The organism is Mesorhizobium sp. ArgA1 (assembly GCF_053714375.1).
In genome coordinates, this window is the sequence record NZ_JBSKBQ010000005.1 from 119,776 (window position 1) to 134,607 (window position 14,832).

Consider the following 14,832-nt stretch of genomic DNA (forward strand, 5'->3'; position numbering starts at 1 on the left):
TCCGCCTTTCGCTTGTCTTTGTGCCGGCTTTCCGATCCCTATATGCGAATGACCGGGGCCGACATCCGGCTCTCGGAAGGTATCAGATGATTCGATTTGTGCTGGCGCTGTTTCTGCTTGCTGTTCCCGCCGTCGCCCATGCGACGGACGCCGGTTGGGCGCTGCTGCGGGACGGCGGCCGTGTCGTGCTGCTGCGCCATGCGCTGGTCACCGGCACCACCGATCCGGCCAATTTCGACATCGACAACTGCGCCACCCAGGTCAATCTGTCAGCACGCGGCAAGCAGCAGGCGAACAAGATCGGCGCCTTGTTCGGCGCCCGAGCCGCCCCGGTCGAGCGTGTTATGTCCAGCCGCTATTGCCGCTGCCTCGACACCGCCCGCATCGCCTTCGAAGCCGACCCCGAGCCTTTCGCGCCGCTCGATCTCCTGAAAACCGATCCGAAGGAGAAGGCCGCGCAGCTCGATGCGGTCCTGAAGGAAATCCGCGCCTATACCGGCTCCGACAATCTGGTCATGGTCACTCATCTGGAAAACATCGTTGCCCTGACCGGCGTGTCGCCGCGCGAAGGCGAAGCGGTGGTGGTCGAGCCGCAGGGCGACGGCCTGCGCGTGCTCGGCCGCGTCACCTTCTGACGAGCCTGGCACTGTTGCCGAAATACCACCGCTGAAAGAAGCCGCAAATTCGCCGCCACAATGCCACTTGCGACAACCCGTCGCAGGGTCTATAGGCGCGCTCCCGGTCACGAAAACCGAAGCGAGCACAACGGTTGGAGCTTTCGTCTCCGCCCGTGCAGGCGGCTCTGCCGCCCTGTATACGGCGCCGCTTCGGGGATTGGGATCGCGGATGTAGCTCAGTCTGGGAGAGCGCCGGATTTGGATCCGGAGGTCGCAGGTTCGAATCCTGCTGTCTGCACCACGGATAGCTCAGTTTGGGTAGAGCATCAGACTCATAATCTGACGGTCGAAGGTTCGAATCCTTCTCCAATGGCTGACAGGCCACCACCCTTTCACGGTGTTATCTGAAAAAACGGTCCGGGGACCGGAATGCGGAAGACCTGACGAGCCGCCGAAGCCCACGGGCCAAGGCCGGTTCGAACGGTCTGACGCCATCGGCTCGCGGCCAGGCCCGCGGTGATGATCAAGGCGCAGTGTCGCCAGCAAGGGAGGCTTCGGCCTCCGGCGCCCGCTTCGCTGCCCCGCGATCCGCTCCCGAAGGTCCGCCGCGATTTGATGTCACCGGTCCCCCGATCATTCGTGTCCGGTCTGGAAGTACGAGACGAAGTGAAACGAGAAACGAAGGGAAGATCGACGCATGACTTGACGCCTCGCATGGGGCCATGCCCGACAGGAGTAAGACAATGACGACTATTCTCGACAAGGTTCTTGGACGCGAGCGCGTCCTCGTAAGGGAAAACGAACGTGCCCTCACCCTCTACAAGGGGGAGATCAAGGCTGTCCTGCTGCCGGGCGAGCATTCGCTCGTCAACCGGCGCGGCAACCTTGAGGTGTCCCGGCACGATCTGAAGAGCCCGGAATTCGTTTCGGCGTATGAGAAGGCGTTGTTCGGCAAGCTCCCGGATGTGGCCGCGCGTCATTTCACCGTCGTCCGCACCGGACGCACCGACGTGGCCGTCATCGAGCGTGACGGCAATCTGCATGCCGTTCTGGCGCCGGACCGCAAGCTTGTGCTGTGGACGGATGCCGGCCCGTGGAAGGTGACGACGGTCGACACGTCAGTCGATCTCGCCATCGATCCGGCGCTCATGCGCCGGCTCGGTCAGGCCCGGAAGACGGAGTTGATGTCCGTCCATCCGATCGTCGATGGTCAGGCCGGACTGCTGTTCGTCGACGGTGTGCTGGTGCGCACGCTCACTGCCGGCGTGCATGCGTTCTGGAATGTCGGACGCATGGTGCAGATGAAGGTCGTCGATCTCAAGCGCCAGTCGCTCGATGTCGCCGGGCAGGAAGTGCTGACCAAGGATCGAGTGACGATCCGCGTCAACATCGCCGCCGAATACCAGGTCGTCGACCCGGTCAAGGCGGTGAGCACGGTGAAGGACTTCTCCGAAGCCCTCTATCGCGCCCTGCAGTACGCCTTCCGCAAGACGCTTGGCGCGCTGACGCTCGACCAGATCCTTGAAAAGAAGGTGACGGTCGATGAGGAGGCGGCGGCCAAGGTCCGGGCCGACATGGCCGCGATCGGGGTGGAGGTCAGCGATATCGCCCTCAAGGATGTGATCCTGCCGGGCGAGATGCGCGAGATCCTCAACCAGGTGGTTTCGGCCGAAAAGCAGGCCGAGGCCAACGTCATCCGCCGCCGCGAGGAGACGAACGCCACGCGTTCCCTGCTCAACACGGCCAGGGTGATGGCGGAGAACCCGGTGATGCTGCGGCTGAAGGAGCTTGAGGCTCTGGAAACCATCGCCGGCAAGGTCGAGCGGCTGACCGTCCACAATGGAACGGGCGGACTGCTGAACGACATCGTCAAGCTGCGCGAAAGCTGAGCTGACGCTACGTCAATGGAAGGGCCGCCGGGTCAGCCGGCGGCCCTTCTTGCGTTTCTTGAGACCCCTCCCCATCTGCGCCCGGCGCATCAGGCCTTTTCCTGCCGGGAAAAACCGATTAGACAGCGCCCAAACCAGATGCGGACAGATTCCGCCCGCAACCGAAGGAAGAGCCCTTGTCCACCACGTTCGAGAAAGTCGCCAAGATCATTGCCGACACCAGCGAGATCGATATCGACACCATCACCCCCGAGAGCCACACGATCGACGATCTCGGCATCGACAGCCTCGATTTCCTCGACATCGTCTTTGCCATCGACAAGGAATTCGGCATCAAGGTGCCGCTGGAAAAGTGGACGCAGGAAGTGAATGACGGCAAGGCCTCGACCGACGATTACTTCGTCATGAAGAACCTGTGCGCCAAGATCGACGCGCTGGTCGCCGCCAAGAACGCCTGATATCGGCTGGCGCGCGGCCTTGACGGGCTGCGCCGCCTGACCCACAAAGCCGCTCATGAGCAGCCCCCGCGACGTCGTCATCACTGGCATTGGCCTTGTCTCTTCGCTTGGAGAAGGCCCTGACGCACACTGGCAGAAGCTGGCCCAGCCGGGCCTGCAGCCGGTGCTCGAAGCCGCGCGCTTTGCGCCCTACACCGTCCATCCGCTGCCCGAGATCGACTGGAACCTGCAGATCCCCAAGCGCGGCGACCAGCGGCAGATGGAAACCTGGCAACGGCTCGGCACCTATGCCGCCGGTCTTGCGCTGGACGATGCCGGCATCAAGGGCAATGACGAGCTCTGCACGACCATGGACATGGTGGTGGCCGCCGGCGGCGGCGAGCGCGACGAGGCTGTCGACGCCGCCATCCTGGCCGCTTCCGAAAGCCGCAACGACCGCGACGTGCTGCTTAACGAGAAGCTGACCACCGAATTGCGGCCGACGCTCTTCCTGGCCCAGCTTTCCAATCTGCTCGCCGGTAACATCTCCATCGTCCACAAGGTCACCGGATCGTCCAGGACCTTCATGGGCGAGGAAGGGGCCGGCGTCGCCGCCGTCGAAACGGCCGCCGCGCGCATCCGCTCCGGCCAGTCGACGCATATTCTGGTCGGCGGCGCCTTCCAGACTGAACATTCCGACATGCTGCTGGGCTATGAGCTGGCGGGCTATCTGCATCGCGGCCCGTGGAAGCCTGTCTGGCAAAGACGGGGCGCCGAGGGTGGCGGCCTGGTCTCCGGCTCAGGCGGCGCCTTCCTGGTGCTGGAACAGCGCGAGCACGCGCAAAGCCGTGGCCGCAAGATCTATGCCGAGCTCGGACCGGTCGTCTCCGGCCGCGCCAGGCGCTCGCGGGGCGAACTCGACGCCGAGATCGCGGCCTTGCTCGAACAGGCGGCTCTCCCCAGCGGCAAGCTGCTTGCCCTGTCGGGCGCTTCCGGCGCGCACACGGCAACATCAGCCGAGAAGGCAGCGCTCGATGCCAATCCGGCGATATCGGCACGTGGCTTCGCGACACTGACCGGCCATATGAAGGAAGCCCAGTTCCCATTCGCCGTGGCGCTCGCCGCGCTGGCCGTCGACCGCAAGGCCGCCTACCCCGTTTTCGACGCCGCGGCCGAGAAGCCGTTCGAAGGCATCCCGCAAACCGTGCTTGCAACGGCGATCGGCTATCACCAATTCGAGGGCATGGCGCTGGTCAACGCTGCTTGAAGCAGTGCTGCGCGGCCATGCTGCAAAGTTAAGAGGTTCCGGATGGCCAATCTCAGAGATCACATGGGCAGGCCGATCGTCGCCGTCACCGGCATCGGCGTGGTGACTTCGCTCGGCGTCGGCAAGGCAGACAATTGGGCGGCGCTGACCTCCGGCAAGTCGGGCATCCACCCGATCACCCGTTTTCCTGTCGATCACCTCAACACCCGCATCTCCGGCATGGTCGACTTCCTCGATTCAAGCTCAAAGGGCGCCAGCCTGCTGACCTACGAGTTAGCCGAAACCGCAGCAGATGAGGCCGTGGCCGAATCCGGCCTCGATTCCTCTGACTTCGGTGGCCCGCTCTTCCTCGCCTCGCCGCCGGTCGAGCTTGACTGGCACGACCGCTTCTCGCTCTACAATTCCGACAGCAAGGACGCCGGCGCCGAAAGGCTGCTGCGGGTCGCGCGCGGGCTGAAGGAATTGGACATTTTCGAAACCACGCAGTTCGGCTCGATCGCGGACCGGCTGGCAGACCGCTTTGGCACGCGCGGCCTGCCGATCACGCTGTCGACCGCCTGCGCCTCGGGCGCCACCGCCATCCAGCTTGGCGTCGAGGCGATCCGCCGCGGCGAATGCGATCGGGCGCTGTCGATCGGCGCCGACGGCTCGGCAACGGCCGAGGCACTGATCCGCTTCTCGCTGCTGTCGGCGCTGTCGACCCACAACGACATTCCGGAAAAAGCCTCGAAGCCCTTTTCCAAGGACCGCGACGGCTTTGTGCTGGCCGAAGGCTCCGGTGCGCTGGTGCTGGAATCGCTTGAGGCTGCCCTTGCCCGTGGCGCCAGCGTTCTCGGCATCCTGCGCGGCTGCGGCGAGAAGGCCGACGATTTCCACCGCACCCGCTCCAAGCCTGATGGTTCGCCGGCGATCGCAGCGGTTCGAGCGGCGCTTGCCGATGCTGGTTTGAGCAAGGACGAGATCGACTACGTCAACGCTCACGGCACCTCGACGCCGGAAAACGACAAGATGGAGCACCTTTCGCTATCGACCGTGTTCGGCGAACGCATAGGCTCGATGCCGGTCTCGTCCAACAAGTCGATGATTGGCCACACGCTGTCGGCGGCGGGCGCCGTCGAGGCGGCTTTTTCGCTGATGACCATGCGCGAAAGCGTCATTCCGCCGACCATCAACTACGACAATCCCGACCCGGCGATCGAGCTCGACGTGGTGCCGAACAAGAAGCGCAATGCCGAAGTCGGCACGGTTTTGTCGAACTCCTTCGGCTTCGGCGGCCAGAACACCTGCCTTGTCATGGCGCGGGAACCGGTCTAATTCATGTCGCCCAAAAGTGCGATGCGGTTTTGGGAAAACGACATGAACAAAATCAAAGACTTAAAACGCGCCACGCGTTTTTAAGTCGCCACTTCCGCTCCAACAGAACCGACAGGCCCTATGCGCGCACTGCAACTTATAGAGGACCGCCGTCTTGAAACGGTGGACCTGCCGCCCCCGCCGCCCCCCGCTCTCGGCGAGGTCACGCTGCGCATCAAGGCGGTGGCGTTGAACCACATCGACGTCTGGGGCTGGCGCGGCATGGCCTTCGCCAAGCGCAAGCTGCCGCTGGTCGTCGGCGCCGAAGCGTCGGGTGAGGTCGAGGCCGTCGGCCCCGGCGTTTCCAGCCTGTTGCCGGGACAATTGGTGTCGATCTATGGCGCCCGCACCTGCGGCCTCTGCCGCGCCTGCCGCGAAGGCCGCGACAATCTCTGCGAACATGTTTCGGGCGTGCACGGCTTCCATCTCGACGGCTTCGCCCAGGAAAAGATCAACCTGCCGGCACGCCTGCTGGTCCCCGCCCCGCCCGGCGTGACCGATGTCGGCGCCGCCGTCGCGCCCGTCACCTTCGGCACCGTCGAGCACATGCTGTTCGACAATGCGAAGCTGCAGCCGGGCGAGACCATCCTCATCCATGCCGGTGGCTCCGGCATCGGCTCGGCGGCCATCCAGCTGGCCAAGCGCATGGGGTGCACCATCATCACCACGGTCGGCTCGAACGACAAGATCGACAAGGCCAAGGCGCTCGGCACCGACCATGTCATCAACTACCGCGAGGACCGTTTTGAGGGCGTCGTGCGCAAGCTGACCAGGAAGAAGGGCGTCGATGTCGTCTTCGAGCATGTCGGCGCCGACACCTTTGCCGCCTCGATGCTGTGCCTGAAGCGCGGCGGTCGCCTGGTCACTTGCGGCTCGACCTCCGGCGTTTCGACGCAGATCAATCTGATGCAGCTCTTCCAGCAGCAATTGAAGCTGCTCGGATCCTTCGGCTGCCGCATGGAGAACATGGCCAACGCCATGCAGAAGATGGCGGCGGGACAGGTAGCACCGGTGATCGACACCGAAGTCGGCTTCGACGCCATCGACGCCGCGCTGAAGCGCATGGAAGGCCGCGACGTGTTCGGCAAGATCATCCTGCGCGTTTCTTGAGCACAATGGTCGGCAAGGTGTTCAAGAAAGCCCGCCGGGACTTCATGTTCCGCTATGGCCGAAGACTGCGCCAGACGGAGCACTGGCTGGTGGCGCGCGCGGCGATGACGATCATTTCGCTGCTGCGCCTCTTGCCTGCCGACAGCGCGCTCAATTTTGCCGACCGCGCCGCACGGCGGATCGGTCCGCGCGTCGGACGCCACCGCGTTGCCATCAACAATTTGCGCCTCGCTTATCCCGAAAAGAGCGATGTCGAGATCGAGGCCATCGCCTCCGACATGTGGGGCAACATGGCCCGGCTTGCCGCTGAATACATCTTCCTCGATGCGCTTTTCGACTATGATCCGAATGCGACGACCCCCGGGCGAGTCGAAGTCGGCGGCGCCGATCACTTCAAGCACATCGCCACCGAGCAGAAGCCGCACATCCTGTTCACCGGCCATCTCGGCAATTTCGAGCTTTTGCCGGTGGCGGCCGCCACTTTCGGCATGAAGATCACGGCACTGTTTCGCCCGCCCAACAACCCGTACCTGGCCGACTACATCCACTCGACGCGGCGCTCGAGCATGGGCGCGCTGCTGCCCTCCTCCACCGGCGCCTCCTTCGCGCTGGCGTCCATTCTCGAAAATGGCGGCAATATCGGCGTCCTGGTCGACCAGAAATTCTCCAGCGGGCTGGAGACGACCTTCTTTGGCCGCCCGTGCCAGAGCAATCCGGTTCTGGGCATGCTGGCCCGCCACTATGATTGCGATGTCTATCCGGCGCGCTGCGTCCGGTTGCCGGGCAACCGCTTCCGGCTCGAGATCGAAGACAAGCTCACGCTTCCGCGCAATGAGAGCGGCAGTGTCGACGTCCCAGCCACCACCCAACTGCTCGCCGACGTCGTCGAGCGCTGGGTTCGAGAGGATCCGGGACAGTGGATGTGGTTCCACAAAAGATGGGAGATCAGCGGCCGGCGTCGACGCCGTCGCGGACAGGCAAAGGACGCTGCCGGCCAGCGGCAGCGTCAATCTTAGGTCGTCAGTTCATCACCACGATCCGCGTATTGCCGAAGCCGACTTCGCGCACCATCGAATAGAAGACCGCCGCATTTGCCGTGTGCAACCGCACGCAGCCATGCGAGGCCGGACGCCCAAGTTGCCGGACTGCGCCGGTGCCGTGGATGGCGTAGCCGCCATGGAAGAACACCGAGTAAGGCATTGGCGACATGTGGTATTTTTTCGAATACCACATCCGCGCCGTCCGCTGCGGCCGATAGGTGCCCCGCGGCGTGAAGTAGCCGCTGCGGGCGGTGGACACGCTCCAGCGATAAAGCACCTGGCCATATTGGCTGACGGTCATGGTCTGGGACGAGACGTCGATGCTGGCGACCAGCGAAGCAGCCCGGCTTTCGATGGACGTGCCGAACAGCATCGCAGCAAAAGCTGCCGCCATGAGAACGATTTTATTCATGAGATCAAACCCCTTTGATGCCCCTTGCCTGCTCTGTCATCACGCGGTTTTTCATCTTTTTAACGACAGGTGAGTGATCTAACACACACTCCTTGATAAAATCGCCAATCTAAAGCAGCGAATTTGAACGATTTCCCGCCATAGTTGCCGCCGCAACACGTAGTTTCAGGGCTAGCGGCGTGACACTTGCAAAAACCACCCGTTCGTTGCTCAACTCCCCTGATGAACGAACGACTCCTCAAAGTGATCGACGACCGTTCCGATGAACTGGTCGCACTGACCGCCGACCTGATCCGCTTCCCGACCATCAATCCACCGGGCGAAGCCTATCGCCCCTGCGCCGAATATATCGGTGCACGGCTAAGGAAACTTGGCTTCGAAACCGAATTCATCCGCGCCGAGGGCACGCCCGGAGACACCGACCGCTACCCGCGCGTCAATGTCGTCGCCCGCTTCGACGGCCGCTCGCCGGGCGCCTGCGTCCATTTCAACTCGCATATCGATGTGGTCGAAGCCGGTGAAGGCTGGAGCGTCGATCCCTTTGCCGGCGTGGTGAAGGACGGCAAGGTTTACGGCCGCGGCGCCTGCGACATGAAGGGAGGCCTCGCCGCCTCGATCATCGCGGCCGAGGCCTTCATGGAGGTTTTCCCCGACTTTCCCGGCGCCATCGAAATCTCCGGCACGGTCGACGAGGAGTCCGGCGGCTTCGGCGGCGTCGCCCACTTGGCGAAGCTTGGCTATTTCTCCAAACCCAAGGTCGACCACGTCATCATCCCCGAGCCGCTGAACAAGGACCGCATCTGCCTTGGCCATCGCGGTGTCTGGTGGGCGGAGATCGAGACCAAGGGCGAGATCGCGCATGGCTCGATGCCGTTCCTCGGCGACAACGCGGTGCGCCACATGGGCGCCGTGCTGCAGGCCTTCGAGGACGAACTGTTTCCGGCGCTCGACCGCAAGGTGACGCGCATGCCGGTGGTGCCCGAAGGCGCAAAGCGCTCGACCATGAACATCAACTCGATCCACGGCGGCCAAACCGAGGATTTTCGCCCCGGCCTGCCGTCGCCCAACGTGCCGGATGCCTGCCGGCTGACCATCGACCGCCGCTTCCTGCTCGAGGAAGATCTTGCCACGGTCAAAAGCGAGGTGACCGATATCCTCGACCGGTTGAAGCGCGAGCGCAAAAAATTCGACTACGAAATCCGCGACCTGATGGAGGTGCTGCCGCTGATGACCGAGCGCGATGCGCCGGTGGTCCAGGCGGTGGCCCAAGGCATCATGGCGATCTTCGACCGCGAACCGGATTATGTCATTTCGCCAGGCACTTACGACCAGAAGCACATTGCCCGCATCGGCCACATTTATGATTGCATCGCCTACGGTCCGGGTATTCTCGATCTCGCCCACCGACCCGACGAATGGGTCGGGATTTCGGACATGGTGGAGTCGGCCAAAGTGATGGCGATCGGGCTGAACGTGCTGCTCAGAGGAACGGCTACCGGCTGATCCACCGGCATCAGCTGAAAAAACATTCCTCCCGGCGCCGTTGCAGAGCACGAAACGCAATTTACTCCACCTCGAAATCACGCTTCTATCGCACCAAGGTTCGAGCATTTGGGAGTTGCACGATGAAATTGTGGAAAACCATTCTTGCCGCCGCGCTGTTGGCGCTCGCAACCGGCAGTCAGGCATTTGCCGCGCGTACCGACCTGGTTATCGGCATTCCGCTCGAACCGCCCCATCTTGATCCGACCGCCGGTGCCCCCGCGGCGATCGACGAAGTGCTCTACGCCAACGTCTTCGAGGGCCTGACCCGCATCGGCCCGAGCGGCGAAGTGCTGCCCGATCTCGCCGAAAGCTGGGCTATCTCGGACGACGGCAAGGTCTACATCTTCAAGCTCCACACCGGCGTCAAATTCCATGACGGCACCGATTTCGACGCCAGCGACGTGAAATTCTCGCTCGACCGCGCCCGCGCCGACAATTCGGTCAACGCGCAAAAGGGCCTGTTCGCGGCCATCGATACGGTCGAAGTCGTCGATCCGGCGACGGTGAAGGTGACGCTGAAGAACCCGCAGGGGTCGTTCCTGTACAATATGGGCTGGGGCGACGCGGTGATCGTGGCGCCGGAGAGCGCCGATACCAACAAGGAAAAGCCCATCGGCACCGGACCGTTCAAATTCCAGAACTGGGCCAAGGGCTCGTCGATCACATTGGTCAAATCGGACAATTACTGGGGCGCTCCGGTGTTCCTCGACAAGGCCGAGTTCCGCATCGTCCCCGATGCTGCGGCCGCCGTGCCGGCGCTGCTCTCCGGCGACATCCAGGCCTTCCCTTTCTTCGATCCCGACAGCGTCGCCCAGGTCAAGGACGATCCGCGCTTCCATGTGGTGATTGGCTCGACCGAGGGCGAAACCATCCTGTCGATCAACAACAAGAAGCCGCCTTTCGACAAACTCGAGGTGCGGCAGGCGATTGCCTTCGCGCTTGACCGCAAGGCGATCATCGACGGCGCCTCGGCCGGCCTCGGCGTGCCGATCGGCTCGCATATGTCGCCCGCCAGCAAGGCCTATGTCGACCTCACCGGCCTCTATCCGCATAATGTCGACAAGGCCAAGGAACTGCTGAAGCAGGCCGGCCTTGAGAACGGCTTCAAGGCGACGCTGAAACTGCCGCCGCCCTCCTATGCGAGGCTCGGCGGCGAAATCATCGCCTCGCAGCTGCGCGATGTCGGCATCGACCTTGAGATCGTCCCCGTCGAATGGGCGCAGTGGCTGGATCAGGTGTTCACCAAGAAGGATTACGACCTGACCATCGTCTCCCACACCGAGCCAAATGACATCGATATTTATTCGCGCAAGGATTATTACTTCAACTATGACAACCCGGCTTTCGACAAGATCATCACCGAACTAAACGTCACCTCCGACGACGCCAAGCGCAACACGTTGCTGGGCGAAGCGCAGAAGATCCTGGCCGACGATGCCGTGGTCGGCTTCCTCTACGAACTGCCGAAGGTTGGGGTCTGGGACGCCAAGCTGCAGGGGCTGTGGGAGAACGCGCCGATCCAGGCGAATGATCTGACCAAGGTGAAGTGGACGGATTGACCGCCTACCTCCTCAAACGCCTCACCATCGCCATCGCGACCTTGATCCTGGCTTCGATGGTCGTCTTCGCTGTGCTCGAAATCCTGCCCGGCGACCCGGCGCGGCTGATGCTGGGTCTCAACGCCAGCGCCGAGCAGGTCGAGCTGCTGCGCAACCAGATGGGCCTCAACGCACCGCTTGTCCTGCGTTACCTCTCCTGGGTCGGCGGCCTGCTCAGCCTCGATTTCGGCCGCTCCTACACCTATTCGGTGCCGGTCATCGACCTGGTGCGCGAACGCATGGCGGTTTCACTGCCGCTGGCGCTGATCGCGCTGGCGCTGTCCACCGTCATCGCCATCCCGGTCGGGCTTTATTCCGCCAGCCGGCGCGGCCGGGCCGGCGACACCTTTGCCATGGGTATGGCCCAGCTCGGCGTCGCCGTGCCGAACTTCTGGTTCGCGCTGATGCTGATCTACCTCTTTGCCGTCTGGCTGCGACTGGCACCGGCCGGCGGCTTTCCCGGCTGGGGTGCCGGTGTCTGGCCGGCGCTGAAATCGCTGCTGCTGCCGGCCCTAGCACTTGCTCTGCCGCAGGCGGCGATCCTGGCCCGCGTTGCCCGCTCGGCGCTGATCGAGGTGCTGAACGAGGACTATATCCGCACCGCCCGCGCCAAGGGCCTGCCCTACCGCGCGGTGCTGTGGCGGCACGCGCTGCGCAATGCGATGATCCCGGTGCTGACCATTTTGGGTCTGCAATTCGCCTTCCTGCTCGCCGGGACCATCATCATCGAAAACGTCTTCTATCTGCCCGGTCTGGGACGGCTGGTGTTCCAGGCGATCACCCAGCGCGACCTGATTGTCGTCGAAAGCATCGTCATGCTGCTGGTCGTCGCCGTCATTGCGGTCAACCTCGTTGTCGACATCTCCTATGGCATCGTCGATCCGCGCCTGCGAGGCCGGCAATGACGCTGCACATCGACATCCCGCAGGAGACGTTGGGCAGCATTCTGGCCAAGGCTTTTCGCAACCGCTCCTTCCTCATCGGTTTCGCCATCACTGTGCTCGTGGCTGCAATGGCACTCGTCTCCTATGTCTGGACGCCTTACGACGTGACCAAACTGGTGATCTCGGACAAGACGCTGGCGCCCTCTGCGGCGCACTGCTTCGGCACAGACCATTTCGGCCGCGACATCCTGTCGATGATCATGGTCGGCGCCCGCAATTCGATCGCCGTGGCGCTGGTCGCGGTCGGCATCGGCATGGGTGTCGGCGTGCCGCTCGGCGCCTTCGCCGCCGCACGCGGCGGGTTTGTCGACGAAGCGCTGATGCGGCTGAACGACCTCGTCTTCGCCTTCCCGGCGCTGTTGTCGGCAATCATGATCACCGCCATCTTCGGACCCGGCGCGATCAACGCCATCATCGCCATCGGCATTTTCAACATTCCGGTGTTTGCGCGCGTCGCCCGCGCCGGGGCGCTGGCGATCTGGCCGCGCGAGTTCATCCTTGCAGCGCGTGCTGCCGGCAAGAGCAAGACGCAGATCAGCATCGAGCACGTGCTGCCCAACATCGCCACGCTGCTTCTGGTGCAAGGCACCATCCAGTTCGCGCTCGGCATCCTCGCGGAAGCCGGCCTGTCCTATGTCGGCCTCGGCGCCCAGCCGCCAATGCCGAGCTGGGGCCGGATGCTGTTCGACGCGCAGACGCGCATGGTTGTGGCGCCGTGGATGGCGATTTTCCCGGGCATGGCCATCGTCATCACCGTGCTCGGCCTCAATCTGCTCGGCGACGGCATTGCCGACATTCTCGATCCGAAATCGCGGCGGCAGCGATGAGCCTGCTCGAGATCGCGAACCTGTCGCTTTCGATCGGCGACACGCCGATCCTGAAGGGGGTCGAACTCTCTGTGGCACCCGGCGAGGTGATGGGGCTGGTCGGAGAATCCGGCTCCGGCAAGTCGATGACGGCGCTGACGGTCATGCGGCTTCTGCCGCATGCGGCGCGCGCCAGCGGGCGCGTCGCCTTCGACGGCATCGACATCCTGGCGGCCACCGAGGACCAGATGTGCGCCCTGCGCGGCGACGACATCGGCATGGTCTTCCAGGAGCCGATGACGGCGCTCAACCCGGTAAAGACCATCGGCGAACAGGTCGCCGAAGGCATACGCTGGCACACCAAGGCCAGCCGCGCCGACGCAGAAGACCGGGCGCGTAAAATGCTCGACCGGGTCGGCCTTCCGCAAGGCAAATTCCCGCTGTCGCGCTATCCTCACGAACTGTCGGGCGGCCAGCGCCAGCGCGTCGTCATCGCCATTGCCTGCGCGCTGAAACCCAAGCTGCTTATCGCCGACGAGCCGACGACGGCACTCGACGTGGTGCTGCAGGCGCAGATTCTCGACCTGCTGCGCGGCCTTGTCAGCGAAAGCCGCATGGGGCTGCTGTTGATCTCGCACGACCTCGCCGTCGTGACCGAGATGGCCGACCGCATCACCATCCTGCGCCATGGCGAGGTGATGGAGGCCGGCGACACCTCACGTACACTGTCGGAACAGCTTCATCCCTACACGCGGCAGCTGGCGCTGGCCTCCATGCACGTGCCGGCACGCCCCAAAAGCCATGCCGCGGTCCGGGGCAAACCGCTGCTTGAGGTCGAAGGCGTGACGCGTGACTATCTGGGACGGCGTACATCCCTGTTCAAACCCGCTCCCCCAATCCGCGCTGTCGACGACGTTTCCTTGTCGCTGGCGCCCGGTCAGTCTGTGGCGCTGGTCGGCCGCTCCGGTTGCGGCAAGTCAACGCTTGCCCGCATGATCCTGGCGCTCGACAAATCGACATCGGGAACCATCCGCTTTCGCGGCCAGACCATCACCGGCAGGAGCGAGGCGGAGCTCAAAGCCGCGCGACGCGACATGCAGGTCGTGTTCCAGGACCCCTACGGCTCCTTCGACCCGCGCCAGAAGGTCGAGAAACTGGTGGCCGAACCGCTGCATGTGCTGGAAACGAGACCGACACCGGTCGAGCGCCGCGAGATGGTGGCGCATGCGCTGCATGAGGTCGGCCTCAGCGTCAGCGACATGGACAAATATCCGCATGAATTTTCCGGCGGCCAGCGCCAACGCCTGTCGATCGCCCGCGCCATCATCACCAGGCCGAAGCTGGTCGTCGCCGACGAGCCGGTCTCGGCGCTCGACGTCTCGATCCGCGCCCAGATCCTCGACCTGTTCGCCGAACTCAACCAGAAGCTTGGAATCGCCTACCTCTTCATCACCCACGATCTTACAGTCGCCCGCGCCATCACCGACGAGGTGCTGGTCATGCATGACGGCAGCATCGTCGAGCGCGGCAAGACCGGCGATGTGCTCGACCATCCGCAATCGGAGGCCGCCAAAGCGCTGGTGGCGGCAGCGCCAGATCTGCATCGGGCGATCGCACACCGGATGCAAGAGCAAGGGTGAGTGGCCGGTTTGCGCAGCGAATTCACCGTGCCGGTGGCACGATGAAAGGTCACGAAGCCCCGGTCCGCCTTCGGGCGGATCAAAAGGTCCAGTGGACCTTTTGAAGGGAGCTGAACGCCCGAAGGGCTAAGGACGCTGCGAAGCAGCGGGGACCCAGCTGGCCGGGCGGGCGGC

At 63.6% G+C, this 14,832-nt stretch carries 13 protein-coding genes and 2 tRNA genes; 14 read left to right on the forward strand and 1 reads right to left on the reverse strand.

Annotated features, from left to right (window positions below; translation table 11 throughout):
- Window positions 1-86 precede the first annotated feature (86 nt).
- From ACWGTI_RS14820 to ACWGTI_RS14860, 9 genes are all read left to right on the forward strand, one after another.
- The gene (locus ACWGTI_RS14820; protein ID WP_454574300.1) at window positions 87-635 is read left to right on the forward strand and encodes a histidine phosphatase family protein; all 549 of its coding nucleotides are present in this window, start codon (window positions 87-89) and stop codon (window positions 633-635) included.
- A gap of 207 nt (window positions 636-842) precedes the next feature.
- Window positions 843-918 (forward strand) — tRNA-OTHER (locus ACWGTI_RS14825).
- A 1-nt stretch (window position 919) separates the two neighbouring features.
- Window positions 920-986 (forward strand) — tRNA-Met (locus tag ACWGTI_RS14830).
- Between the two features lie 374 nt (window positions 987-1,360).
- Window positions 1,361-2,506: a slipin family protein gene (locus tag ACWGTI_RS14835; protein WP_454587803.1), complete on the forward strand. Its 1,146-nt coding sequence runs from the start codon at window positions 1,361-1,363 to the stop codon at window positions 2,504-2,506.
- Window positions 2,507-2,682: 176 nt separating this feature from the next.
- Window positions 2,683-2,964, forward strand: a complete 282-nt coding sequence (locus tag ACWGTI_RS14840; protein ID WP_040981809.1) for an acyl carrier protein — start codon at window positions 2,683-2,685, stop codon at window positions 2,962-2,964.
- A gap of 55 nt (window positions 2,965-3,019) precedes the next feature.
- Window positions 3,020-4,210 (forward strand): beta-ketoacyl-ACP synthase, encoded by a 1,191-nt coding sequence (locus ACWGTI_RS14845; protein ID WP_454587804.1) that lies wholly within the window; start codon window positions 3,020-3,022, stop codon window positions 4,208-4,210.
- A gap of 42 nt (window positions 4,211-4,252) precedes the next feature.
- Window positions 4,253-5,524, forward strand: a complete 1,272-nt coding sequence (locus ACWGTI_RS14850; protein ID WP_454587805.1) for a beta-ketoacyl-ACP synthase — start codon at window positions 4,253-4,255, stop codon at window positions 5,522-5,524.
- A 120-nt stretch (window positions 5,525-5,644) separates the two neighbouring features.
- A complete protein-coding gene (locus ACWGTI_RS14855; protein ID WP_454587806.1) occupies window positions 5,645-6,673 on the forward strand; it encodes a zinc-binding dehydrogenase in 1,029 nt (342 codons plus the stop codon).
- 5 nt (window positions 6,674-6,678) lie between these two features.
- Window positions 6,679-7,689, forward strand: coding sequence for a lipid A biosynthesis lauroyl acyltransferase (locus tag ACWGTI_RS14860; RefSeq protein WP_454587960.1), 1,011 nt, complete (start codon window positions 6,679-6,681; stop codon window positions 7,687-7,689).
- Window positions 7,690-7,693: 4 nt separating this feature from the next.
- On the opposite strand, the gene ACWGTI_RS14865 is transcribed toward ACWGTI_RS14860, so the two are convergent.
- Window positions 7,694-8,125 carry a L,D-transpeptidase gene (locus ACWGTI_RS14865; protein WP_454587807.1) on the reverse strand — a complete coding sequence of 144 codons (432 nt, stop codon included), beginning with the start codon at window positions 8,123-8,125 and terminating at the stop codon, window positions 7,694-7,696.
- A gap of 222 nt (window positions 8,126-8,347) precedes the next feature.
- Here ACWGTI_RS14865 and ACWGTI_RS14870 point away from each other — a divergent pair, with 222 nt between their 5' ends.
- The 5 genes from ACWGTI_RS14870 to ACWGTI_RS14890 all read left to right on the forward strand — a co-directional run bounded on the left by ACWGTI_RS14870 (window position 8,348) and on the right by ACWGTI_RS14890 (window position 14,658).
- Complete coding sequence (locus tag ACWGTI_RS14870; protein ID WP_454587808.1) at window positions 8,348-9,628, forward strand: acetylornithine deacetylase/succinyl-diaminopimelate desuccinylase family protein; 1,281 nt, start codon at window positions 8,348-8,350, stop codon at window positions 9,626-9,628.
- Between the two features lie 122 nt (window positions 9,629-9,750).
- Window positions 9,751-11,229, forward strand: a complete 1,479-nt coding sequence (locus tag ACWGTI_RS14875) for an ABC transporter substrate-binding protein (RefSeq protein ID WP_454587809.1) — start codon at window positions 9,751-9,753, stop codon at window positions 11,227-11,229.
- Entirely contained in the window at window positions 11,226-12,173 is a 948-nt protein-coding gene (locus tag ACWGTI_RS14880) for an ABC transporter permease (RefSeq protein WP_454587810.1), read from the forward strand. Before ACWGTI_RS14875 ends, ACWGTI_RS14880 begins: the two co-directional genes overlap by 4 nt.
- Window positions 12,170-13,039 carry an ABC transporter permease gene (locus ACWGTI_RS14885; RefSeq protein WP_454587811.1) on the forward strand — a complete coding sequence of 290 codons (870 nt, stop codon included), beginning with the start codon at window positions 12,170-12,172 and terminating at the stop codon, window positions 13,037-13,039. Before ACWGTI_RS14880 ends, ACWGTI_RS14885 begins: the two co-directional genes overlap by 4 nt.
- Window positions 13,036-14,658, forward strand: coding sequence for an ABC transporter ATP-binding protein (locus ACWGTI_RS14890; RefSeq protein WP_454587812.1), 1,623 nt, complete (start codon window positions 13,036-13,038; stop codon window positions 14,656-14,658). The genes ACWGTI_RS14885 and ACWGTI_RS14890 overlap by 4 nt, the downstream gene beginning before the upstream one ends.
- The last annotated feature ends 174 nt before the right edge of the window (window positions 14,659-14,832 follow it).